Annotated in this window: 20 protein-coding genes and 1 rRNA gene; 18 read left to right on the forward strand and 3 right to left on the reverse strand. The window is 73.6% G+C overall.

All coding sequences use genetic code 11. The features are described 5' to 3' along the window. The 4 genes from rrf to BUE48_RS10720 all read left to right on the forward strand — a co-directional run. A 5S ribosomal RNA gene (rrf, locus tag BUE48_RS10705) occupies nucleotides 1–107 on the forward strand; the annotation flags it as partial. A gap of 304 nt (nucleotides 108–411) precedes the next feature. Beyond that, nucleotides 412–903, forward strand: coding sequence for a hypothetical protein (locus BUE48_RS10710; RefSeq protein WP_286989740.1), 492 nt, complete (start codon nucleotides 412–414; stop codon nucleotides 901–903). Further along, a complete protein-coding gene (locus tag BUE48_RS10715) occupies nucleotides 900–1892 on the forward strand; it encodes a tetratricopeptide repeat protein (RefSeq protein ID WP_245537026.1) in 993 nt (330 codons plus the stop codon). The genes BUE48_RS10710 and BUE48_RS10715 overlap by 4 nt, the downstream gene beginning before the upstream one ends. 352 nt (nucleotides 1893–2244) lie before the next feature. Beyond that, complete coding sequence (locus BUE48_RS10720; RefSeq protein WP_286989741.1) at nucleotides 2245–3414, forward strand: alkaline phosphatase PhoX; 1170 nt, start codon at nucleotides 2245–2247, stop codon at nucleotides 3412–3414. A 54-nt stretch (nucleotides 3415–3468) separates the two neighbouring features. Here BUE48_RS10720 and BUE48_RS10725 read toward each other — a convergent pair whose 3' ends face one another. Together BUE48_RS10725 and BUE48_RS10730 are read right to left on the reverse strand one after the other, a co-directional pair. Continuing rightward, a complete protein-coding gene (locus BUE48_RS10725; protein ID WP_286989742.1) occupies nucleotides 3469–4407 on the reverse strand; it encodes an MBL fold metallo-hydrolase in 939 nt (312 codons plus the stop codon). 151 nt (nucleotides 4408–4558) lie between these two features. Continuing rightward, complete coding sequence (locus BUE48_RS10730) at nucleotides 4559–5923, reverse strand: DUF1015 family protein (RefSeq protein WP_286989743.1); 1365 nt, start codon at nucleotides 5921–5923, stop codon at nucleotides 4559–4561. Between the two features lie 255 nt (nucleotides 5924–6178). Here BUE48_RS10730 and BUE48_RS10735 point away from each other — a divergent pair, with 255 nt between their 5' ends. Next, nucleotides 6179–6592 carry a tetratricopeptide repeat protein gene (locus BUE48_RS10735; protein ID WP_286989744.1) on the forward strand — a complete coding sequence of 138 codons (414 nt, stop codon included), beginning with the start codon at nucleotides 6179–6181 and terminating at the stop codon, nucleotides 6590–6592. Nucleotides 6593–6767: 175 nt separating this feature from the next. Further along, on the forward strand, nucleotides 6768–7772 hold the full coding sequence (locus BUE48_RS10740) for an HAD-IIA family hydrolase (RefSeq protein ID WP_286989745.1): 1005 nt from the start codon (nucleotides 6768–6770) through the stop codon (nucleotides 7770–7772). Between the two features lie 28 nt (nucleotides 7773–7800). Here BUE48_RS10740 and BUE48_RS10745 read toward each other — a convergent pair whose 3' ends face one another. After that, on the reverse strand, nucleotides 7801–8142 hold the full coding sequence (locus tag BUE48_RS10745; RefSeq protein WP_012852517.1) for an SCP2 sterol-binding domain-containing protein: 342 nt from the start codon (nucleotides 8140–8142) through the stop codon (nucleotides 7801–7803). 112 nt (nucleotides 8143–8254) lie between these two features. Between BUE48_RS10745 and BUE48_RS10750 the strand changes: the two genes are divergently transcribed. The 12 genes from BUE48_RS10750 (at nucleotide 8255) to BUE48_RS10805 (ending at nucleotide 23006) form a co-directional block, all read left to right on the forward strand. Continuing rightward, the gene (locus tag BUE48_RS10750; protein WP_012852518.1) at nucleotides 8255–8599 is read left to right on the forward strand and encodes a hypothetical protein; all 345 of its coding nucleotides are present in this window, start codon (nucleotides 8255–8257) and stop codon (nucleotides 8597–8599) included. Nucleotides 8600–8726: 127 nt separating this feature from the next. Continuing rightward, nucleotides 8727–9533 carry a TlyA family RNA methyltransferase gene (locus tag BUE48_RS10755; RefSeq protein WP_012852519.1) on the forward strand — a complete coding sequence of 269 codons (807 nt, stop codon included), beginning with the start codon at nucleotides 8727–8729 and terminating at the stop codon, nucleotides 9531–9533. Between the two features lie 70 nt (nucleotides 9534–9603). Continuing rightward, complete coding sequence (locus BUE48_RS10760; protein ID WP_148232987.1) at nucleotides 9604–10530, forward strand: NAD kinase; 927 nt, start codon at nucleotides 9604–9606, stop codon at nucleotides 10528–10530. 62 nt (nucleotides 10531–10592) lie between these two features. Next, nucleotides 10593–12302, forward strand: coding sequence for a DNA repair protein RecN (gene recN, locus BUE48_RS10765; RefSeq protein ID WP_041441523.1), 1710 nt, complete (start codon nucleotides 10593–10595; stop codon nucleotides 12300–12302). A gap of 342 nt (nucleotides 12303–12644) precedes the next feature. After that, on the forward strand, nucleotides 12645–13886 hold the full coding sequence (gene steA / locus BUE48_RS10770) for a putative cytokinetic ring protein SteA (RefSeq protein WP_286989746.1): 1242 nt from the start codon (nucleotides 12645–12647) through the stop codon (nucleotides 13884–13886). Then, complete coding sequence (locus BUE48_RS10775) at nucleotides 13883–14836, forward strand: copper transporter (RefSeq protein ID WP_012852523.1); 954 nt, start codon at nucleotides 13883–13885, stop codon at nucleotides 14834–14836. The genes steA and BUE48_RS10775 overlap by 4 nt, the downstream gene beginning before the upstream one ends. Beyond that, complete coding sequence (locus BUE48_RS10780; protein WP_286989747.1) at nucleotides 14833–15747, forward strand: hypothetical protein; 915 nt, start codon at nucleotides 14833–14835, stop codon at nucleotides 15745–15747. The genes BUE48_RS10775 and BUE48_RS10780 overlap by 4 nt, the downstream gene beginning before the upstream one ends. 26 nt (nucleotides 15748–15773) lie before the next feature. Then, a complete protein-coding gene (gene murJ / locus BUE48_RS10785; protein WP_286989748.1) occupies nucleotides 15774–17357 on the forward strand; it encodes a murein biosynthesis integral membrane protein MurJ in 1584 nt (527 codons plus the stop codon). 4 nt (nucleotides 17358–17361) lie between these two features. Then, nucleotides 17362–18507 carry a glycosyltransferase gene (locus tag BUE48_RS10790; protein ID WP_012852526.1) on the forward strand — a complete coding sequence of 382 codons (1146 nt, stop codon included), beginning with the start codon at nucleotides 17362–17364 and terminating at the stop codon, nucleotides 18505–18507. Between the two features lie 674 nt (nucleotides 18508–19181). Beyond that, a complete protein-coding gene (locus tag BUE48_RS10795) occupies nucleotides 19182–21380 on the forward strand; it encodes an acyl-CoA dehydrogenase family protein (protein WP_012852527.1) in 2199 nt (732 codons plus the stop codon). 304 nt (nucleotides 21381–21684) lie between these two features. Further along, a complete protein-coding gene (locus BUE48_RS10800; RefSeq protein ID WP_148232988.1) occupies nucleotides 21685–22134 on the forward strand; it encodes a hypothetical protein in 450 nt (149 codons plus the stop codon). Further along, nucleotides 22131–23006, forward strand: coding sequence for an AAA family ATPase (locus tag BUE48_RS10805; RefSeq protein ID WP_286989749.1), 876 nt, complete (start codon nucleotides 22131–22133; stop codon nucleotides 23004–23006). Before BUE48_RS10800 ends, BUE48_RS10805 begins: the two co-directional genes overlap by 4 nt. Nucleotides 23007–23022: the final 16 nt, after the last annotated feature.

The raw sequence follows: 23022 nt of genomic DNA on the forward strand, positions 1-23022 counted from the left end.
ATGGCGGAGGGGAAACACCCGGTCCCATTCCGAACCCGGTAGTTAAGCCCTCCAGCGCCGATGGTACTGCATGGGAGACTGTGTGGGAGAGTAGGTCACCGCCGGAACACACACGTCGAAAAGGGTTGGGGCTGGGTTCCCCGGGGGTGTCACCCCGGTGGAATTCCAGCCCCAACCCATGTCCAGGATCCGCTAAATATGCTGGATCCATTAGGTGACCAACGATAGTGACGGACGTGATGAGCGCGGAAAAGAACCGTCGCAGCGGCGACGACCGCGAGCGGCGTGGCAAGGGGCGGGGCGACGACGGGCACCGTGGGGCGTCTGCCGACCGGGAGAACCCCTCCCAGAGCGGGGGCAGGAACGGTGGAGCTTCGCCGCGCTCAGGAGGTCCCAAGGACGGCGGTCGGCGTGATCGCCGCAGAAACGACTCCCCGGGCGGAGCGAGATCGGACCGGCGTTTTCCGACATCGGGAGAACGCGGTTCTCGCCGTTGGTCCTCCGAAGGACGGGGCGGAAAGCGTCGTTTTGAAGGCTCCGATCCCCGACGGGAGGGATTCCCCCGAAAAGGCCGGGACGGCGGGCGGGAAGAGTTCGATTCGGCCGGATCGGAAAAGGGGGGCTCTGCGGTTTTCCGGCGAGGCCGCGATGAAGGCGATCGCCGCACGGGCTCTTGGCGGACTCGGAACGCAGATCAAGGACCCGGCGGCCGCCGTGGGGACGACGAGCGCGGTTTTGAGAAAGCGTCCAAGAGCGGTTCGTGGTACGAACGCCGGCGTGATGCGGCGGACCGGGCCGGGAGACGCCACGGCAAATCTCGTCCGGTGCGGGCCGGCAAGGGACATCCGGGCGGAGCCCGCTGGGAGCGCCGAGGAGAACCGGTCACCGGCAAGAACCGTGTGAACGAGCGGCGGGAGCCCGTCTCTGCGGCGCCGGAAGTGCCCCAGGACGTCACCGGGGAGGAACTGCACGCCGAGGCGCGCGCCGAACTGCGCACGCTGCCCAAGGAACTGGCGACCAAGGTGGCCAGGCATCTGGTGATGGCCGGGCGGCTGATCGAAGAGGACCCGGCGACCGCCTACCTGCACGCCAAGGAGGCCCGCCGGCTCGCCTCGCGGGTCGGTGTCGTCCGGGAGGCGGCGGGACTGGCCGCCTACCACGCCGGTCAGTGGGCGGATGCGCTGGCCGAACTGCGGGCGGCTCGGCGGCTGCACCAGACCGAGGACGCCTACCTGCCCATCCTCGCCGACTGCGAACGCGGCCTGGGGCGTCCGGAACGGGCGCTGGAACTGGCCAAGTCGCCGGCGGCCCGGCGGCTGAGCCAGGCCGACCGGGTCGAGCTGCGGATCGTGGAGTCGGGAGCGCGCCGGGACATGGGGCAGCCCGAGGCCGCAGTGGTGACCTTGCAGATCCCCGAGCTGCGGGACACCCGGCTGCGTCCCTGGTCCACCCGCCTGTTCTACGCCTACGCCGACGCGTTGCTGGAGGCGGGACGCAAAGAGGAGGCCGGCGAGTGGTTCGCCCGGGCGGCCGCCGCCGACCGCGAGGGAGAGACCGACGCCGCCGAACGCTACGCCGAGCTGGAGGGCCTGCAGATCCTCGACCTGGAGGACGAGGAACCCACAGAGCCCGCACCCCCTTCGCAAGTCTCGGGCGAGGAGCTGAAATCGGAGGCCCCTGCCGACGGTCCGACCGGGGGCGGAGAGTCCTCGGAGGACGGCCCGCAGCGGTCCGCCGCTGCGGACGATGAGGAGCCTGCGGAGTCCGCCGAGGCCGAGGAGCCGAAGGCGGACGTTCCCGATGAGAGCCTCCCGGAGAGCTCGCAGCAGTCCACCGGCGTGGACGGCGAGGGACCGCGTGGGGAGACGGGCACTCCGAAGGCCGGCGACTGACCTTTCCGCGCAGTGGCTGCGGGTGAACGGTCCGCGGCCTCACCGAACCCGCGCAGGCGGACGATCGTGCCGCCGCACCCCGCTGCGAAAACGGGGTGCGGCGGGCCGCGCTCTGAACGTGCTCTTCTGGAACCGGTGTCCTGAGACCCGTCCCGGACCAGGCACCGGATACAAGCCCTCACCTGGGTGAACCCGAAAAATTCACGTTCAGGTCAATAAAGGCGGCGAAACATGTGACTTGACGGCAAAGGCTCTTCGCACGATAGTCACCAGATTGCGCCCCTCCGGATGTGATCGCTGTCACCTTCCGGCGGGGGCCGTCCTGGTCTCGGGTGAACAGTTGGAGAGCACCATGCCGATCGGGCTGAGCCGCCGAGCCTTCCTGCGCACCACGGCCATCGCGGGTGGAACCGCGGCCTTCACCGGAGGACTGTGGCAGCAGGCGTTCGCAGGACCCGCCCAACCCGGGGTCGGCCCGTACGGGCCGCTGCAGGCGCCCGACGCCAACGGCATCCAGCTGCCCGCGGGTTTCACCAGCCGGGTGATCGCCCGGTCGATGCAGCGGGTGCCCGGAACCCGCTACACCTGGCACCCCGCCCCCGACGGCGGCGCCTGCTTCCCCGACGGCGACGGCTGGATCTATGTCAGCAACTCCGAGGTGCCGGTGGTGGGCGGCGCCTCGGCCGTCCGTTTCGACGCCTCCGGCAACATCGTCGACGCCTACCGCATCCTCAACCTGACCACGCTGAACTGCGCGGGCGGAGCCACCCCCTGGGGGACCTGGCTGTCGTGCGAGGAGTACGCCTTCGGCATCGTGTACGAGACCTACCCGCAGGGCGGCCGGCCCGCCGTGCAGCGTCCGGCGATGGGGCGTTTCAAACACGAAGCCGCCGCCTGCGACCCCGTCCGGAAGGTCGTCTATCTGACCGAGGACGAAAGAGACGGCTGTTTCTATCGCTTCCGCCCCAAGGTCTGGGGCGACCTGTCCGAGGGGGTGCTGGAGGTTCTGGTCGGCTCCGGCACCGGCCCCGTCACCTGGCGGAAAGTGCCCAACCCCCGGCTGTGGACGACCCCGACCCGCGACCAGGTCCCGGGCGCCATGCGTTTCAACGGCGGCGAGGGCTGCTACTACACCGGAGGGGTCTGCTATTTCACCACCAAGGGGGATGGACGGGTCTGGGCCTATGACGCCGAGGCCGAGACACTCGACCTGGCCTACGACGACGACCTGGTGACCGAGGGGGAGCCTCCGCTGACCGGCGTCGACAACATCACCGGCGCCTCCAGCGGCGACCTGTACGTGGCCGAGGACGGCGGGAACATGGAGATCAACATGATCACCCCGGACGGCGTGGTGACGCCGTTCCTGCGCGTCCTCGGCCATGACGAGTCGGAGATCACCGGCCCGGCCTTCTCCCCGGACGGCACGCGGCTGTACTTCTCCTCCCAGCGGGGCCGCAGCGGCTTCATCGGCGGCACCGACGGCTACACCTACGAGGTCACCGGCCCGTTCCGGCGCTGACGGAGACGGCCCGGCCGGTTGCGCCGGAGGGCGCAGCCGGCCGGGAGGCGCCCCTCAGGCGTGTTTGTCGAGGGAGTGCATGATGCCGGCGACGTTGCTGCGGACGCCGCTGAGCATCTCGTACTTGCCGGCCAGCTCCGGGTCGGCGTCCGGACCGTAGGCCCGGTAGCGCCCGGCGGTGCGTTCCTGGACGGCCGCGACCGCGTGGTCGAGGTCCAGGCCCTGGTCGCGGGCGTCCCGGACGGCCTCCACCCAGATCCGCAGTTCCTCGGCGGAGCGGTCGAGGGTGTCCTCCACCGCCTCGACCGGCCCGTAGTGGGCGAACAGCAGCCGCTGGGGACGCAGCGCCCGGAACTTCTCCAAGGAGGCCAGCGCGGTGTCCAGGTCGAAGTCCGGCGGGGGCGTCGCCGGGCGCACGTCGGCGGTCTCGGGGATGTAGACGCCCGCGGCGTCCCCGACGTACAGGTCGCCGGTGAGCGAGTCCAGCAGCCCTATGTGGTGCTTGGCGTGGCCGGGGGAGTAGTGCGACTGCAACCGCCGCCCGCCGCCCAGGTCGATCACCCCGGTCTCCTCCACCGCCCGGATGCGCGCCGCCTCGGTCGGCTTCAGCTCGCCGAACAGGGTGTCGAGCAGGTCGCCGTAGACCATCCGGGCGCTGCGCATCAGCCGCTGCGGGTCGGCCAGGTGCCGGGCGCCCTTTTCGTGCACGACGATCTCGGCCTGCGGGTACATCCGCGCGATGTCGCCGACCCCGCCGGCGTGGTCGAGGTGGATGTGCGTCACCACCACGGTCGCCAGGTCCCGCGGCCCGATCCCCAGTTCGGTCAGCGCCCGCTGCACCGTCGGCGCCGACCCGCTGGTGCCGGGCTCCACCAGGCAGGGCCGGTCGGAGCGGATCAGGTACCCGGCGGTGATGCCGGGGTGGCCGGCCAGCTGGGTGTCGATCTCATAGACCTCATCGCCCAGCGGGGTGATCAAACTCTGGGTGCTCATCGGCGGCTCCGCTCACAAGGCGGACCTTCGCAGCGTTTCGGCCGGTTGCGGCGAGATCCCGCCGGGCCTGCTGGAAAGGTCCGCTCGTCCACAGTTGCGGACGGGCCTGGCAGGGCCGGCCCGCCGGTCCCATCGTAGGAGCGGAAAGGGATCAGTCCAGGTCCAGCAGCCGCAGCACCAGCCCGGTGCGCGGTTTGGGAGCAAAGGAGGTGGACTTGCGCGGCACCCGCTCGCCCCCCGCGGCCACCGCCAGCACGTCGGCGACCGACAGCGGGTTCACGATGACGGCGGTGCCGCCGGCCCGCCGGGCCTGCTCTATGGCGGCCTCTGGATCGTCGTGGACGACCCGGACGGTGCGCTCATCGGCCGTGATGCCCCATAGCCGTGCGATGAGGAGCCGGTCCAGCACCGCGGTGTCCAGCCGCCGCCACCGCTCGGAGCGGCCCGCGGGCATCGCCTGCGCCAAGTGCCGGGCGTCGGGGTCGGTGAGCAGATACAGCCGCTCCCCGCCGCCCAGCAGGAACGCCGGCCGTCGCGTCGCCAGTTCCTTGACGGCCTCCTGCAGCCCGCCCTGGAGCTCGGTGACCCGGAAGGCCGCCTTGGCGCGTTCCACCGCCGTCTCGGGCGCCAGCCCCGGCAGCACCCGGTGAATGGCCCCCAGACGCGGCGGATGGCGGGCGGAGTCGACCAGCAGCGCCAGCCCGTAGTCCCACGGCCCCGGCCCGTCCCCGGCCGCACGGTGCCGGGCCTGCAGCGCCCGGTAGGTGGCGTACCGGTGATGCCCGTCGGCGATGAGCGCCCGGCATTCCCGCAGCCCCGCCGCGAGCCGCTCCTGCACCGCGGGATCGGTCACTCGCCACAGCCGATGGCGGGTCCCGTCCCTGCCGTGGAACTCCACGAGCGGGGCGGTCCGGTCGGCGATCGCCTCCACCAGGTCCGAGGTGCGCCGCGGCGCCGCGGCCTCGCCGTCGTAGACGAGGAAGATGGGTTCCAGATTGGCGCCGGTGGCGCTCATCAGCGCCAGGCGGTCGCGGACCGGGCCGGGAAAGACGTCCTCGTGCGGCAAGATCACCCCGGCCGACTCCGGGCGCAGCCCGAGCGCGCCGATCAGCCCGCGCTGGTGCAGGCCGTCCCCGGCGTGGACCTCGTAGATGTACAGGGCGGGAACCTCGTCGGCGATCAGCACGCCCTCCGCCAGCCACCGGCGCAACGTGGCGGCGGCCCGCCGGTAGCCGTCGGCGTCACCGGGCGGCAGGATCAGCCGGACCACGTTGTGCCCGTCGCTGGCCAGCAGCCGCTCGACCTCACCGGCGTCGATCAGGTCGTAGGGCGGGGTGGTCACCGCGGCCAGGTCCCCCACCGCCTCGGGCGCGAACCGCACTCCCCGAAACGGCCTCAACTCCAGCCCTTGGGCGCCGGCGTCACCGGCCGGCCACGGTTCTGCGGCGCCGAAGATCTGGGCGCTGAATTCCTCGGGAGTCCCGTTAAAGGGGAGATCGGCATCCACCGTGGGCATGGTAATTGGGGAGGCAATCGTGTCTGACGACCGGGTACGGTCGAGACCAGGGTCTGAGGGGAGGTCCATATGGGAGTACAAGGACCACAGGGAACAGAGGATTCCCCCGGCGAAGAACCCACCACACCCCCGAACACCACCGACGGCACCGATCCGAGAACCGGCGAAGCAGACCTCTCCACGACCCCTGGTATGCACACCGCGCCCGGTGGTGGTCATCCAGGCATCACGCGAGACGAATCCGCAGCACCCGGCATGACCGGTGGCGGCGCTCAGGAGGCGGAAAGCGGCGCTCCCGGCGGGGGCGTCTACGAGTGGTACATGCGGGGGCTCGAACTGCTGGGATCGGGGAGCCCGGCGGCGGCCGCGCAGCTGCTGCAGCGGGCGGCCGATGCCGAGCCGTCCTCCCGCAGCATCCGGGAGGCGCTGGCACGAGCCCAGTACGGGGCGCGGCGTTTCGCCGAAGCGGCCGAGAGCTTCCGCTGGATCGTCCAGGAGAACCCCGCCGAGGACTACGCGTTGTTCGGGCTGGGGCTGTCGCTGTCGCGGCTGGGCGACTTCGAGGAGGCCGTGGAGCCGCTGGCGCTGGCCGTGGCGATGCGACCGGAGAACAAGCACTACGCCCAGGCGCTGCGGCACGTGCGGGCGACACTGGCGGCACGGCGCTGACCCGGGCTCTTCGCCGGCCGCCTGGCCCCGGGCGGCCGGCGAAGACCGGGCGCACCACCCTCCGCCGGCACGAAGCGGTCACCGGCGGTCTCCCACCCCCGGGGGAGGACGAGCCGCCCCGCCGGGGGACGATGATGAGCCGTGGCCGGAACCGAGCGGAGGAGGAACGTTTTCCGTGCGTGGATGCGACCGTCCCCTGTGCGAGGCCTACGACGTGGCGCTGCTCGACCTCGACGGCGTGGTCTACGTCGGGCAGCGCGCCGTGCCCGGTGCGCCCGAGGCGCTGGCCAAGGCACGGGCGGCCGGGCAGCGGACGGCGTTCGTCACCAACAACGCCTCCCGCACCCCCGGCGCGGTCGCCGCGCTGCTCACCCGGGTGGGGGTGCCGGCCGCCGAACAGGACGTGGTGACCTCCGCGCAGGCCGCCGCCCGGCTGCTGGCCGAACGGCTGCCCCGCGGCGCCAAGGTGCTGGTGGTCGGCGGGATGGGCCTGCGGCACGCGCTGTACGCCCAGGGCCTGGTGCCGGTTTCCACGGCGGCCGAACGCCCCGCCGCCGTGGTCCAGGGCTATGACCCGAATCTGTCGTACGGGCTGATCGCCCAGGGGGCGCAGGCGGTGGCGCAGGGCGCGCTGTTCGTGGCCTCCAACGGCGATCTGACCATCCCGCGCGGGGACGGCCCGCCCGCCCCCGGCAACGGTGCGCTGATGCAGGTGATCCGGGCGGCGACCGGGGTGGAACCGATCGTCACCGGCAAACCCGAACGCCCTCTGCACGCCGAGTCGATTCTGCGGACCGGGGCGCGCCGCCCGCTGGTGGTGGGCGACCGGCTCGATACCGACATCGAGGGCGCCCACAACGGCGGCGCCGACAGCCTGCTGGTCTTCACCGGCGTCACCGACCCGCTCGCCGCGCTGACCGCCCCTCCCCGGCACCGCCCCACCTATCTGGCCGCCGACCTGGGCGGCCTGCTGGTGCCCCACCCTGCGGTGCGGCGGGACGAGCACGGATGCCACTGCCGGGGCTGGAGCGCCCGCTGGAACGGCACGGAGATCGAGCTGACCGGCGAGGGGGACCCCTATGACGGTCTGCGCGCCCTGTGCGCGGCCGCCTGGCGCTCTGATGAGCCGGCGAAGGCGGCGGCCGTCGCCCCGGCGCTGGCCCGCCTCGGCCTGGCGTGACCGCCTGCGGCCCGTGCGGCGGCAGCCGTCATAGCAGCTTGCGCAGTCGCAGCAGGTCCCGGAAGCCGGCCTCCACCTTCAGCCGTCCGGTGGCCCACGCCTTGGCCGCGTGCAACTCGTCGTTGGCCAACGCCACCAGGTCATCGCTGCTGACGGTCAGCCGCACCTGGGCCGGCCGGGCGTCCTCGGCGGGCTCGAACGGGTCCAGCCCGCCCCGGTGAATCGCAGAATGCAACGTCAGGCCCAGATCGCTGATCCGGCAGCTGATCGTCCGCTCCACCACGTGCTCGGCGAACAGCTCGGGATGCACCTTCGCCAGCCGGGCGCGGATGAGGTCCAGCGCGGCCCGGCACTCCTCCTCGTTCGCCATGATCAGGCAGTTCCCCCATCGGTCGCCGACGATGCCGCCCCCAGGACGGTAGCGTTCACCACGACGCGAAGCGACCCGGGCGGCCGGCCCGGGGCTGTCTTGGAGGGAGCACATGTCCGGTGAACCCCCGGCGGACCAGGCCGGGACCGCGCCCGCCCTGGAGATCTCCGAGGACGGGACCTGGCGCCCCGCCCCCGCCCCGCCCCCGCCCGCCGCGGTGCCCTTCCCCGCCGCCCCGCCCCCCGAGCCGACCGGCGAGGAGAAGGTGGACGCCGCGCTGGGCAGGCTGGCGGAGCTGGCCCGCCTGCCGGTGTCGGAGCATGTGGCGGTCTTCGAGGACGTCCACCGGCGGCTGCAGGACGTCCTGACCTCCGTCGACCAGGAGACGGCCGGGCCGCCGACGCCCCGTCCCCCCGGACCGGGTATCGTCCCTGCGCGCCCTGACGGACGCCCGTGACCGCCCGTGCGGTGAACGCCGGGGCCCACGGCGTCCGTACCGAGGGCGGGGAGGAAACGACAGAGGCAATAGGGGACCGGGCCGAAACGGGAATGGTGACGAGCGAGGGAGGCGGGGAGGCGCCGCGATGGCGGTGACGAGGCGACGGCTGGACGCCGAGCTGGTGCGGCGCAACCTGGCCCGCTCCCGGGAGCAGGCCCGCGAGCTGATCGAACAGGGCCGGGTACGGGTCGGCGGCCGGCCGGCCACCAAGGCGGCCACCCAGGTGGCGGCCGACGCGGCCATCGTCGTCGCCGGCGCCGGGCAGGACCCCGAGTACGTCTCCCGCGGCGGGCACAAGCTCGCCGGGGCGCTCAAGGCGTTCACTGCCTTGCGGGTCGAGGGCCGCCGCTGCCTGGACGCCGGGGCCTCCACCGGCGGTTTCACCGACGTGCTGCTGCGCGCCGGCGCCGCCCATGTGATCGCCGTCGATGTCGGCTACGGCCAGCTGGCCTGGTCGCTGCGCACCGATGCGCGGGTCACCGCCCTGGAGCGGGTCAACGTGCGCGACCTGACCCCCGAGCAGCTGCCGGGCGAGCCGCCCACCCTGGTCGTGGGCGACCTGTCGTTCATCTCGCTGCGGCTGGTGCTGGCGCCGCTGCGGCGCTGCGCGGCGCCCGAGGCCGACTTCGTGCTGATGGTCAAGCCGCAGTTCGAGGTCGGCCGGGAGCGGGTCGGGGCCGGCGGGGTGGTGCGCGACCCGGCGCTGCGCGCCGAGGCCGTCCGGGAGGTGGCCGCCTGCGCCGCGACGCTGGGACTGGGCGTGCTCGGGGTGACCGCCAGCCCCCTGCCCGGTCCGTCCGGCAACGTGGAGTACTTCCTGTGGCTGCGCTCCGGGGCGCCGCCGTTGCAGGAGGCGGATCTGGAGCGGGCCATCGCGGAGGGGCCGCAATGAGCTCACCCCGGCAACCGGCGATGATGCGTGAGGGCACCGGGGACCGCGCCGCAGGCGGCGGGGGTGATCGGTGAGCGGCAGGTCGGTGCTGGTCGTCGCGCACACCGGACGCCCGGAGGCGGTCCGCAGCGCGCAACTGGTCATCGAACGGCTCAGCAAGGCCGGCATCACCGTGCGGGTCCTGGACGAAGAGGCCCCCGAGCTGCACTGCGCCGGGGTGCAGGCGCTGCCCGGCACGGCCGCCGCGGCCCAGGACGCCGAACTGGTGATCGTGCTCGGCGGGGACGGCACCATCCTGCGCGCCGCCGACCTGGTGCGCATGTCGGGCACCCCGCTGCTGGGCGTCAACCTCGGCCACGTCGGCTTCCTGGCCGAGGCCGAACGCGACGATCTGACCTCCACCGTCGAACGGGTCGTCGAGCGGCGCTACCACGTCGAGGAGCGGATGACCATCGACGTGACCGTCCACCGCAACGGCACGGTGGCCGCCACCACCTGGGCGCTCAACGAGGCCACCGTGGAGAAGGCCGAACGGGAGCGGATGCTGGAGGTCGTCGTCGAGGTCGACGGCCGGCCGCTGTCGCACTGGGGCTGCGACGGGGTGGTGTGCGCCACCCCGACCGGCTCCACCGCCTACGCCTTCTCCGCCGGCGGCCCGGTGGTGTGGCCGCAGGTGGAGGCGATGCTGGTGGTGCCGATCAGCGCGCACGCCCTGTTCGCCCGTCCGCTGGTGGTCTCCCCCCGCTCGGCGGTGGCCGTGGAGGTGCTGCCCGACACCCCCCGCGCCGTGCTGTGGTGCGACGGGCGCCGCACGGTGGGCCTGCCGCCGGGGGCCCGGGTGGAGGTGCGGCGCGGCGCCGTGCCGGTCAGGCTGGCCAGGCTCCACCAGACCCCCTTCACCGACCGGCTGGTGACCAAATTCGGATTGCCGGTGACGGGCTGGCGTGGCCGGGCACTCCCTGAAGAAGGGGGCGGCGGGCGACGGCAACGCCGGTGACCGAGGCGCGGGATAATCTTCGGACCGTCGACCAAGGAGAGGGTGTGACGCTCGTGCGGCCGATGGTCGAGGAGGTTCGGATCCAGGGCCTCGGCGTGATCGACGAGGCGGTCCTGGAACTGTCCCCGGGGTTCAACGTGGTCACCGGAGAGACCGGGGCGGGCAAGACCATGGTGGTCACCAGCCTGGGCCTGCTGTTCGGCGGGCGCGCCGACCCCCAGCGGGTGCGGCCCGGCGCCGGACGCGCCACCGTCGAGGGCCGGATCGTGGTCGACCCCGCCGGGCGGGTGGCCTCCCGGGTCGCCGAGGCCGGCGCCGAGCTGGACGAAGACACCCTGATCATCACCCGGTCGGTGTCGGCCGAGGGCCGCTCGCGGGCCCATCTGGGCGGCCGGTCGGTGCCGGTCGGCCTGCTGATCGCGCTGGCCGACGACCTGGTGGCCGTGCACGGCCAGTCCGACCAGCAGCGGCTGCTGCAGCCCGGCCGGCAGCGCGCCGCGCTGGACCGCTACGCCGGGCGGGAGCTCGCCGCTCCGCTGCGCGCCTACACCGCCGCCTACCAGCGGCACCGCAAGGTCACCGCGCAGCTGGAGGAGCTGACCGCCCAGGCCCGCGAACGCGCCGCCGAGGCCGAGATGCTGCGTTTCGGCCTGGAGGAGATCGAAAAGGTCGACCCCAAGGCCGGTGAGGACGCCGAGCTGGCCGCCGAGGCCGAGCGGCTGGGCAACGCCGACGCCCTGCGCACCGCCGCCACCACCGCCCACCAGGCCCTGCTGGGCGACCCGGACGCCGCCGCGCTGACCCCCGCCGACGTGATGACCCTGCTGGGGACGGCGCGCAACGCCCTGGAGGGCGTCCGCGACCACGACCCGGCGCTGGGGCAGCTGGCCGACCGGCTGGCCGAGGCCGGCTACCTGATCTCCGATGCCGCCACCGAGCTGGCCGCCTACGCCGAGTCGGTGGAGGCCGACCCGATCCGCCTGGCGGCCGTGCAGGAACGGCGCGCCGAGCTGAACGCGCTGACCCGCAAATACGGCCCCACCCTGGAGGACGTGCTGGCCTGGGCGCAGCGGTCGGCGGCGCGGCTGGCGGAGCTGGAGGGCGACGATGAGCGCATCGAGCGGCTGCGCGCCGAGCAGGCCGAGCTGGAGCAGCGGCTGGGGGAGCTGGCCGCCGAGCTGACGGCGGTGCGCTCCCGCGCCGCCGAGCGTTTTTCGGCCGCGGTCACCGAGGAGCTGACCGCGCTGGCCATGCCGCACGCCCGGGTGGTGGTGAACGTCACCGCCACCGAGGAGTTCGGCCCGCACGGCGCCGACGAGGTGGAGATCCTGCTGGCCCCCCACCCGGGGGCGCCGCCGCTGCCGCTGCACAAGGGCGCCTCCGGCGGCGAGCTGTCGCGGGTGATGCTGGCGATCGAGGTGGTCTTCGCCGGCGCCGACCCGGTGCCCACGTTCGTCTTCGACGAGGTCGACGCCGGGGTGGGCGGCAAGGCCGCGGTCGAGATCGGCCGCCGCCTGGCCCGCCTGGCCCGCACCTCCCAGGTGATCGTGGTCACCCACCTGCCGCAGGTCGCCGCGTTCGCCGACCAGCACCTGCTGGTCGCCAAGTCCGACGACGGCTCGGTCACCCGCAGCGGCGTGACCGTGCTGGACCACGAGGGCCGCGTCAGGGAGCTGTCGCGGATGCTGGCCGGGCTGGAGGACTCCGAGCTCGGCCGCGCCCACGCCGAGGAGCTGCTGGAGCTGGCCGCCCGGGAGCGGCAGGCCACCTGAAGGGGCGGACACGCCCAAAGCGCCGCCTTGGCGGCCTGCGGCCTTCCGGCTCTGGCAGGATGGCAGTCGCCGGCCTCCTCCCGCGCGGAGGGAAGTTCCACGGTCGCCGTCAGGCGGGTCCGCTCCGCGGCCGACCGCCTCGCCGGGAGGGATATCCTCCTTCGGCGAGGCCGCACGCCGCCTGCGCAGGCGGCCGGCCTCCGTGCCGCCGCGACGGCGGGGGCGGCGCTTTGGCGCGTATCAGCTCGCTTGTCGCTGACACGCCGCAACGCAGCATGTGCAGACAGGGAGGAATCACGTGTTCTGCGAACCGGACGGCAAGGCGCGCACTCTCCTCATTCCATGAAGGTCTTTCCACAGGCGGCCGAGCGGCGCGCCCGCCTCCTCCCGTTGCGGCTGCCGCGGCGCATCCTCAGGCTCGGCGCGGCCGGGGCCGGCGAACGCCCGGGGGTGTGGGCCACGGTCCGGCTGGACCGCCGCACCAAGAAGCTGACCAAGCGGCTGCAGCCCGGCGAGATCGCCGTGATCGACCATGTGGACCTGGACCGGGTCAGCGCCGAGGCGCTGGTGTCCTGCCAGGCCGCCGCCGTGATCAACGCCGCCCCCAGCATCTCCGGCCGCTACCCCAACATGGGGCCGCAGATCCTGCTGGAGGCCGGCATCCCGCTCATCGACGACGTCGGCCCGGAGATCTTCACCAAGCTCAGCGAGGGCGAGACGGTGCGGGTTCGCGGCGGCGCCGTGCTGCGCGGCGACGAGGTGATCGCCCAGGGCATCGAGCAGACCCCCGAGTCGGTGGAGGCCGCGCTGACCGCCGCCAAGGCGGGCCTGGCCGACCAGATCGAGGCGTTCGCCGCCAACACCATGGAGTACATCCGGCGCGAACGCGAACTGCTCATCGACGGCGTCGGCGTCCCGGACGTGGCCACCCCGATCGAGGGGCGGCACGCGCTGATCGTGGTGCGCGGCTACCACTACCGCGAGGACATCGCCACGCTGCGCCCCTACATCCGCGAGTACCGGCCGGTGCTGATCGGGGTGGACGGCGGCGCGGACGCGCTGCTGGAGGCCGGCTACCGGCCCGACATGATCGTCGGGGACATGGACTCGGTCTCCGACGAGGCGCTGACCTGCGGCGCCGAGCTGGTCGTGCACGCCTACCGGGACGGCCGGGCCCCCGGCCTGAAACGGGTCAAGGAGCTGGGGCTGGACGCGGTGATCTTCCCCGCCACCGCCACCAGCGAGGACATCGCGATGCTGCTGGCCGACGACAAGGGCGCCTCCTTGATCGTGGCGGTCGGCACGCACGCCAACATGGAGGAGTTCCTCGACAAGGGCCGCGCCGGGATGGCCAGCACCTTCCTGACCCGGCTGCGGGTGGGCAGCAAGCTGGTGGACGCCAAGGGCGTCTCCCGGCTGTACCGCAGCCGCATCTCCGGCGGGTCGCTGCTGCTGCTGGTGCTGGGGGCGTTCATCGCCATGACCGTGGCCGTGCTGGTCTCCCCGACCGGGGAGGTGATCTGGCCGCTGTTGGCCGAACGCTGGCACGCCTTCCTCTTCTGGTTGACCGGACTGCTGACGTGATCGATTTCCGTTACCACCTCGTCTCCCTCGTCGCGGTGTTCCTGGCCCTGGCGGTGGGGCTGGTGCTGGGCGCCACCGCGCTCAGCGACCCGCTGCTGGGCACCTTGAAGAAGGAGGCCGCCGCCGCCGGCAAGCGCAACGAGGAGCTGCGCGCCCGCCAGCGCGAGCTGCAGCGGCAAAGCGACGGCGAAGAACAGTTCGCCCGCACGCTCGCCCCGCAGCTGCTGGCCGGGCGGCTGAAGAACCAGTCGGTGGTGCTGATCGAGACGCCCGGCGCGGGCCAGGAGAGCCTGGACCGGATCGCCGAGCTGCTGGGCGACAAGGGCGCCGGGGCCACCGTCACCGGCCGCGTCACCGTCCAGAAGAAGTACCTGGACGACGACCAGGTGGCCACCGTGGACCAGCTCGCCGAGCAGCTGCGGCCGGCCGGCATGACCTTCTCCGGCAACGCCGGCCCCTACGACAAGGCCGCCCGGGTGCTGGCCGCGGCGCTGGTGACCGACGACGCCTCCGAGGCGCTGCGCGACGACGCCTCCGGCAAGTCGATCCTGGAGGCGTTCAAGTCGGCGGGTTTCGTGACCACCAGCGGAAAACCCGCCCAGCATGCGACACTCGCCGTCATGGTCGCACCCTCCTCCCCCTACCAGGACGGGGCCGACGCCGACAACAAGGCGCTGATCGCGCTGGCGGACGCGCTGGATGCGGCCGGGCGCGGCAGTGTGGTGGCCGGTCCGCTCACCGCCGCCGGCGAGGGCGGGCTGATCGCCGCGCTGCGCGACTCGGAGGCCGGTGAGCGGGTCTCCTCGGTCGACGCCATCGACTACTCCTCCGGCCGCATCGTCACCGTGCTGGCCCTGCAGGAGCAGCTGGCCGGCCGCACCGGGCACTTCGGCACCGGCGACGGCGCCGGCTCCTACCTGCCCTCCCCGGCCCCAGGAGGCAGCGGATGACAGTGCAGAAGACGGTGAAGTCCCTGATCGTCGGCGGGCTGGCGGGAGCCGCCGCGGCCCGCCTGGCCTACGCCGCGCTCACCCGCAACCCGCCCGGCTGCAAAGGGCGGGACGGCCGGCGGGTGTGGGGCCGCACCAACCACCGGGGCGAGCCGGTCACCCTGCTGGAGGGCCCGGCGCTGGTGGCCGGGGCCGCGGTGGGGGGAGCGCTGACCCCCGGGCTGCCCGGCCGGGTGCGCGCCGCCGCGCTGCTGGCCGGCACCGTCTGCGGGGCGCTGGGCGCCTACGACGACCTGGCCGGCTCGGCCTCCTCCCGGGGATTCAAAGGGCACCTGGGGGCGTTGGCGCGCGGCGAGGTCACCAGCGGCGCGGTCAAGATCGTCGGGATCGGGACCTGCGGGCTGGCCGCCGCCGCCCTGGCCGGCACGGCGGCGCCCACCCGCGCCGGACGGGCCTTCGATGTGCTGACCGGCGGCGCGGTGGTGGCCGCCGCCGCCAATTTGATGAACCTGTTCGACCTGCGTCCCGGACGGGCCATCAAGGTGGGGCTGCTGACCGGGACGCCGCTGGCGGCCGGGGGAGCGGGCCGGGCCGCCGTGGTGGCCGCCCCGCTGGGCGCCGCGATCGCGCTGCTGCCCGAGGACCTGGGAGAGCGGGCGATGCTGGGTGACGCCGGCGCCAACGCCCTCGGCGCCCTGCTGGGATTGGCCGCGACGCGGCTGGAGCGCGGGCCCCGCCTGGCGGTGCTGGCCGGCCTGGTCGCCTTGAACGTCGCCAGCGAGTTCGTCAGCTTCACCAAGGTCATCGCCGGCAACCCCGTCCTGAACCGCCTGGACATGCTGGGCCGCCGCCCGCCCGCCCCGTCCGCCGGGGCGGCGCCGGGAAGCGAGGCAGAAAAGGACATCGCCTAGGTGAACCCCCCGTCGAACCCCCTGCAGTGCGGAAGCTGACCCAAGGGCTGGCCGGGGCGGCCGTCCTGATCGGTGCGCTGACGGTGCTGGCCCGCCTGGCGGGCTTCGGCCGCACCGTGGTGTTCTCCCAGACCGTCACCGCCCAGTGCGTGGGCCAGGTCTACAACGCCGCCAACATGATCCCGACGATCGTGTTCGAGATCGTCGCGGGCGGGGCGCTGGCCGGCATGGTCGTGCCGGTACTGGCCGGCCCGGCCGAGCGCGGCGAGCGCGACCACGTGCGGCGCACCGCGTCGGCCATGCTGACCTGGGTGGTGCTGGCGCTGACGCCGCTGTCGGTGCTGATCGCCGTGGCGGCCGGCCCGATCATGGCGCTGCTCATCCCCGGTGAGGCGCACGGCTGCTCGGCCGCCGACGCGGTGGCCGTCGGCGCCGACATGCTGGTGGTGTTCGCCCCCCAGGTGGTGCTGTACGGCCTGGCCGTGGTGCTGTACGGGGTGCTGCAGGCGCACCGGCGCTTCACCGCCCCGGCGCTGGCCCCGCTGGTGTCCAGCCTGGTGGTCATGGTCGCCTACCTGGCGTTCGTCCCGCTGGGCGCGGGCCACCGCGACGACCTGGCCGGCCTGCCGGAAAGCGCCGAGCTGACCTTGTCGGTGGGCACCACGCTGGGCGTGCTGTCGCTGCCGCTGACCGCGGCGGTGGCCGCCCGGTCGCTGCGGCTGCGGCCCCGGCCGACGCTGCGTTTCCCGCCCGGCGTGGCCGCCCGGGTGCGGCATCTGGCGGCGGCGGGCCTGGCCACGGTGGTGGCCCAGCAGGTGGCCACCTTGGCGGTCATCGTGCTGAGCTGGCACGGCACGCCCGGCGCGCTGGCCGACTACAACTACGCTTGGGCGATCTACCTGCTGCCGTGGGCGGTGCTGGCGGTGCCCATCGCCACCAGCGCCTTCCCGACGCTGTCGGCGCGGGCGGGCGATGCGGACCGCTTCGACGCCATCGCCGCCGCCACCACCCGGGCGGTGCTGCTGGCCTCCGGGCTGGGCGCCGCGGTGGTCGCCGCCGTGGCGGTGCCCGCCGCCCACTTCCTCGACAGCGCCGAGGGGACGCATCCGCAGGTGCTGGCGCGGGGCGTGCTGGCGTTCGCGCCCGGGCTGATCGGCTATGGGCTGGTGGCGCACCTGGGGCGGGTGCTGTTCGCCTGCGGGCGGGGCCGGGCCGCGGCGATGGCCACGGTGGTCGGCTGGCTGGTCGTGCCGGTCGCCGACATCGCGCTGGTGGCGGCCGTCCCGCAGGAGTGGGTGGTGGCCGCGTTCGGGGCGGGCAACACGCTCGGGATGACGGTGGCGGGCGCGCTGCTGCTGGGCGCGCTGGTGCGGGTGCGCGGCCGGGCGGTGCTGAACGGGTTCGGCCGCGCGGTGCCGGCCGGGCTGCTGGGCGCCCTGGCGGGCGGCGCGGCCGGCTACGGCGCGGCCGCCGTGGTGGGAACCGGCGGCCGGCTGCTGAACGTGGGCGCGGCGGCGCTGGCCGCGGCGGTCGCCGGGGCGGTCTTCCTGGCGCTGGCCCTCATGGTCGACGGCCGTGACCTGCGGGCCGTCCTCAACCGGAAGGTGTGACGCGATGGACCTGGACGGCGTGAAGATCGCTCTCGTCCTGGCGAGCAGCGCCGGGGGAGTGGGCCGGCACGTCCGCTCGGTCGCCGAACGGCTGGTGCGGCGCGGGGCGCGGGTGGTGGTCTGCGGCCCCGCCGACACCGAGCGGCTGTTCGGCTTCACCGCCGGCGGGGCGCGCTTCGCCGCCGTCGAGATCGCCGACCGGCCCCGGCCGCCGGCCGACGCCCGGGCTATCGCCCGGCTGCGCGCCCTGCTGCGCGGCGCCGACCTGGCGCACGCGCACGGGCTGCGCGCCGGCGGGCTGACCGTGGCCGCCTGCGCCCGTCCGCTCGCCGGGCCGCTGCGCATCGGCAAGGGCGGCCCTGCCGTGGTGGTGACGCTGCACAACGCGCTGCTGGCGGGCGGGCTGGTCGGGGCGGCCTACCGGGTGCTGGAGCGGATCGTGGCGGTGGGCGCCGACCGGGTGCTGGCGGTCTCCCCGGACCTGGAGGAGCGGATGCGCGCCCTCGGCGCCCGCCGGGTCGGCCGCGCCCTGGTCCCCGCGCCCGCCGCCCCGCCGCCGGACCCGGCCGCCCGCCGGGCGGTCCGCGCCGAGCTGGGGGCCGACGGCCGGCCGTTGATCGTCACCGTGGGGCGGCTGGCCGAGCAGAAGGGGCTGTTGACGCTGCTGGAGGCGGCGGCCGGGTGGGCGCGCCGCACCCCGCCTCCGCTGGTGGCCGTCGCCGGGGACGGGCCGCTGCGGGATGAGCTGCAGGCCCGCATCGACGCTGCGGCCCTGCCGGTGCGGCTGCTGGGCCGCCGCTCGGACGTGCCGGATCTGCTGGCCGCCGCCGACGTGGCCGTGGTGCCCAGCCTGTGGGAGGGCCAGCCGCTGATCGTCCAGGAGATCCTGCGCGCCGGCCGTCCCCTGGTGGCCACCCGGGTCGGCGGGATCCCCCCGCTGCTGGGCACCGAGGAGGCCGGGGAGGTGGCGGGCCTGCTGGTGCCGCCCGGCGACGCCGCCGCCCTGGAGGGGGCGGTCTCCCGGATCCTGGACGATGCGGCGCTGGCCGACCGGCTCGCCGCGGCGGCGGCCCGCCGCGCCGCCGCGCTGCCCACCGAGGACGAGGCGGTCGACGCGCTCGTCCGCGTCTACCGCGACCTGCTGCGCTGATCGCCCCAGCGGGCGGATCCGGGCGCCGGCGGCCGTGCTCGGCGTGGGCGGTCATGGCGTCTTGTGCCGCGCGTGCGCAATGGGCGCCGCAGAGCGCATGGCACGGACTTGTGCCACCGGGTTTTCGCCGGTTGTTTTCCCACGGCCGGTGCACCTTTCTCAACGCGCCGTCTCCGCGGATCGAGACGGGCATCGCAGCCGGGGACGATGCCGTGACTTGGAACGTGCCGGTACCGGACGCCATCGGGGTTCCCGTCCCCGGCGCCTGAGGCCGCGTGTGGAAAAGGCGCGGTGCGCCGGAACGGCGCGAGGAAGGTTGTGAAAGCGTCGCGTGTTTCGGCGCTGTGATTGTCACCGGGCACCGAATTCCCGGCGCGGGCAACGCGTGCGGTGACCGGCTCTGACCTGCGCGGTCGCCGTGAAACGGGGCGGGCGGTGCGGTCAATGGTGAGCGGATGCCAAATTTCGGCCGGTCACGGCGATGACGGCTGAGTAGCCGTCGCCGTGCGGTGGCGCAAGGCTGGCCCTCCAGGTACTGGAACGGGACTCGGGTTTGGGAGTAGGGTCTGCCCCAGGGAATCCGAATCCTGTTCTAGAATCTGCGTCGAGCAGGTGTGGGACCCGGGAAACCCCCACCGGTACGGAGCCACTAGCCACAGCAGAGAAGGTGACCAATGGCCATCGGGCTTACCGAAGAGCACGAGGCGCTAGCGGAGTCGGTGCGCGGATTCGCCGAGCGCAACATCTCCACGCAGGTCGTGCGGACGGCGCTGGATGCGGACACCGAGAGCCGGCCGGCGTTCTGGCCCGCGCTGGCCGAGCAGGGGCTGCTGGGCCTGCACCTGCCCGAAGAGCACGGCGGCCAGGGTTTCGGGCTGCTGGAGCTGGCGGTGACGCTGGAGGAGCTGGGCCGCGCCGCCGCCCCCGGGCCGTTCCTGCCCACCGTGCTGGCCAGCGCCGCCATCAACGCCTGCGGCAACGCCAAGGCCAAGGCCGAGCTGCTGCCCGCGCTGGCCGACGGGTCCAAGACCGGGGCGCTGGCGCTGACCGCCGAGCTGACCGGGCGGCGTGACGGCGACGCCCTGGTGATCAGCGGCGCCGCCGAGCCGGTGCTGGGCGCGGCGCTGGCCGATGTGATCGTCCTCCCGGTCGCCACCGACCAGGGCGAGGAGTGGGTCGCCCTGGACGCCGCCGACCTGACCGTCACCGCCGTGCCGAGCCTGGACAAGGTCCGGCGGGTGGCCAAGGTCGAGGCCGCCGAGCTGACCGTGGCGGCCGACCGCGTGCTGGACGGCCTCAAGGGCCGGGACGTGCAGAACCTGGCCGCCGTGCTGCTGGGCGCCGAGGCCGCCGGGGTGGCCTCCTGGTGCGTGACCACCGCCGCCGAGTACGCCAAGGTCCGTGAGCAGTTCGGCCGTCCCATCGGCCAGTTCCAGGGCGTCAAGCACAAGGCCGCCCGGATGCTCATCGCCCTGGAGCAGGCCCGCGCCGCGGTCTGGGACGCCGCCGTCGCCCTGGGCGACGAACCCGGCCCGCAGGTGGAGTTCGCCGCGGCGGTGGCCGGCACGATCGCCCCCGAGGCCGCCGTGCAGACCTCCCGCGACTGCATCCAGATCCTCGGCGGCATCGGCTTCACCTGGGAGCACGACGCCCACATCTACCTGCGCCGGGCGCTGACGCTGCGCGCCCTGCTCGGCCCGGCCAAGGACTGGGCCGCCACCGTCGCCACGCTGGCCCTGGACGGCCACCGCCGCCCGATCGAGCTGGAGCTGGGCGAGGACACCCAGCCGCTGCGCGAGCGCATCCGCGCCGAGGTCGCCGAGCTGGCCGCCATCACCGACCGCAAGGAACTGAACGCCAAGATGGGCGATGAGGGCTGGACGATGCCGCACTTCCCCAAGCCGTGGGGACGCGGCGCCGGCCCGGTGGAGCAGATCCTCATCGCCCAGGAGCTCAAGGCCGCCGGGGTCAAGCCGCCCAGCATGGTGATCGGCGCCTGGCTGGTGCCCTCGCTGGTGGCCTACGGCACCGAGGAGCAAAAGGAGCGCTTCCTGCGGCCCACGCTGCGCGGGGAGATGGTCTGGTGCCAGCTGTTCAGCGAGCCCGGCGCCGGCTCGGACCTGGCCTCGCTGTCGATGAAGGCCGAGCGGGTCGAAGGCGGCTGGAAGCTGACCGGCCAGAAGATCTGGACCTCCATGGCGCAGATGGCCGAGTGGGGCTTCTGCCTGGCCCGCACCGACCCCGAGGCCCCCAAGCACGAGGGCATCACCTACTTCCTGGTGGACATGAAGTCCCCGGGCGTGGAGGTGCGCCCGCTGCGCGAGCTGACCGGCGACGCCCTGTTCAACGAGGTGTTCCTGGACGGGGTGTTCGTCCCCGACGACTGCGTGGTCGGCAAGGTCAACGAGGGCTGGAAGGTCGCCCGCAACACCCTCAGCAACGAGCGGGTCACCCTGTCGACCGGCAGCGGCCTGGGCATGGGCATGGACGACCTGCTGAAGTTCTTCCAGGGCACCGAGCTGGACCCGGTGACCCGCGTGGAGGTCGGCAAGCTGGTCGCCCAGGGCCACTCCATCGACCTGCTGGCGCTGCGCACCACCCTCAAGCAGCTGAATGGGGTCGAGCCGGGCGCCGAGGCCAGCGTCCGCAAGCTGCTGGGCGTGCAGTTCAGCCAGGACGTGGCCGACTACTGCTGGGCCGCCCAGGGCGCGGCGGCCGCCACCGAGGTGCCGGCCGAGCGCAGCGGCATCGTCGGCCGGGCCATGCTGTTCAGCCGCGCCATGACCATCTACGGCGGCACCACCGAGGTGCAGCTCAACATCATCGCCGAGCGGCTGCTGGGTCTGCCGCGCGACCCGGAGCCCGGCAAGTGACCCTGCCGGAGTGAAGGCGCCACCGCGTCCCCCGCCGCGGCGGGGGACGCGGTCACCGGCCGTGAGAACACCACCGGAAAAGATGAGGCGCCGCATCGCGGCCCGGGCCGTCCGCGCCGGGAACGCCCCGGGAGCCGCTCGGGCCGATGGGCGCGCCATGGCAGAAGAACCTGTCCGTTGATGGGACCATTTGTCCGTCCCTTCCGGGTGTGAACCGTTGGTTAAACTGCCGCAATTTCCACGAGCTTTTCCGGAGGTCCACGTGCGAGGTCCATCCCGGCGACCCAGACCGATGCTGGTGACGGTGCTGACCGCGTCCGTGATCGCCCTCGCCGCATGCGGCGGAGGCGACGGGCACGGCGGCGGCTCCCCGGCCGCGGCGGGCGGCCACGGAGCACCCGGCGGGCAGCAGGCCGAGGGCGGCTCGTCCGCCACCGAGACCTCCGCTCCGCTGCCCAAGGTCCAGCCGTCCCAGGTCAAGGCGCTGGTGGGCACCTGGGTCAGCCGAGGGGGACCCGAGGGGCAGCCCAAGGACTACTTCGTGTTCAAGGCGGACGGCACGGCGACGTGGATGGCGCGGAAGCAGACCCTGTGGAGCGGGCAGGTGATCCCCGAGGGGAACCGCAAGTTCCGCTTCTCCTGGAACGGCGGTGACCCCAAGGACGCCTCGTACTGGGGCGTCACCCTCAACGCCGACGGCAAGTCACTGATCTTCAACGGCACCAACCAGACCTATACCAAGGTGACTTCGTGACCTCTTTGTTCTCCTCGCCCGAGGATGTCTCCCGGCGGCTGGCGGCCGTCGGCTACCTGGCCGACGAGGCCATCGCGACCACCGTGTTCCTGGCCGACCGGCTGGGCAAACCGCTGCTGGTCGAGGGCCCGGCCGGGGTCGGCAAGACCGAGCTGGCCAAGGCGGTCGCCGCCGCCACCGGCGCCGAACTGGTCCGCCTGCAGTGCTATGAGGGCCTGGACGAGGCCCGCGCGCTGTATGAGTGGAACTACAAAAAGCAGCTGCTGCGCATCCAGGCCGCACCTTCCGACCAGGCCTGGGAGACCACCCACGACGACATCTTCACCGCCGAGTTCCTGCTGGAACGTCCCCTGCTGGCGGCCATCCGGCGCACCGGCCCCACCGTGCTGCTGATCGACGAGACCGACAAGGCCGACGTCGAGATGGAGGGGCTGCTGCTGGAGGTGCTGTCGGACTTCCAGGTCACCATCCCCGAGCTGGGCACCATCACCGCCACCCGCCGTCCGCTGGTGGTGCTGACCTCCAACGCCGCCCGCGAGCTGTCGGAGGCCCTCAAGCGCCGCTGCCTGTACCTGCACCTGGACTACCCGGCCCCGGAGCGGGAACGCGACATCGTGCTCGCCCAGGTGCCCGGCATCGAGGCGGAGCTGGCCGAGCAGCTGGTGCGCACCGTCGGCGCGCTGCGCGCCCTGGAGGTCAAGAAGGCCCCCTCCATCGCCGAGACCGTGGACTGGGCCCGCACCCTGCTGGCGCTGGGCCTGGACGAGCTGAACGAGGAGGCCGTCTCCCGCACCCTGGGCGTCGTCCTCAAGCACGTCACCGACCAGCAGCGGGCCGTCCGGGAGCTGAAGCTGCCGGCCGACGGCCGCTGAGGGCGGGAGAGTCCCG

The organism is Thermomonospora sp. CIF 1, from assembly GCF_001896795.1.
Lineage (GTDB): Bacteria > Actinomycetota > Actinomycetes > Streptosporangiales > Streptosporangiaceae > Thermomonospora > Thermomonospora curvata.

Coding starts and splice junctions, on each gene's coding strand:
- BUE48_RS10795 (WP_012852527.1), top strand. CDS start 19,182: ATGGCCATCGGGCTTACCGAAGAGCACGAGGCGCTAGCGGAGTCGGTG.
- BUE48_RS10735 (WP_286989744.1), top strand. CDS start 6,179: ATGACCGGTGGCGGCGCTCAGGAGGCGGAAAGCGGCGCTCCCGGCGGG.
- steA (WP_286989746.1), top strand. CDS start 12,645: ATGAAGGTCTTTCCACAGGCGGCCGAGCGGCGCGCCCGCCTCCTCCCG.
- BUE48_RS10720 (WP_286989741.1), top strand. CDS start 2,245: ATGCCGATCGGGCTGAGCCGCCGAGCCTTCCTGCGCACCACGGCCATC.
- BUE48_RS10750 (WP_012852518.1), top strand. CDS start 8,255: ATGTCCGGTGAACCCCCGGCGGACCAGGCCGGGACCGCGCCCGCCCTG.
- BUE48_RS10780 (WP_286989747.1), top strand. CDS start 14,833: ATGACAGTGCAGAAGACGGTGAAGTCCCTGATCGTCGGCGGGCTGGCG.
- BUE48_RS10755 (WP_012852519.1), top strand. CDS start 8,727: ATGGCGGTGACGAGGCGACGGCTGGACGCCGAGCTGGTGCGGCGCAAC.
- recN (WP_041441523.1), top strand. CDS start 10,593: ATGGTCGAGGAGGTTCGGATCCAGGGCCTCGGCGTGATCGACGAGGCG.
- BUE48_RS10745 (WP_012852517.1), bottom strand. CDS start 8,142: ATGGCGAACGAGGAGGAGTGCCGGGCCGCGCTGGACCTCATCCGCGCC.
- BUE48_RS10790 (WP_012852526.1), top strand. CDS start 17,362: ATGGACCTGGACGGCGTGAAGATCGCTCTCGTCCTGGCGAGCAGCGCC.
- BUE48_RS10730 (WP_286989743.1), bottom strand. CDS start 5,923: ATGCCCACGGTGGATGCCGATCTCCCCTTTAACGGGACTCCCGAGGAA.
- BUE48_RS10725 (WP_286989742.1), bottom strand. CDS start 4,407: ATGAGCACCCAGAGTTTGATCACCCCGCTGGGCGATGAGGTCTATGAG.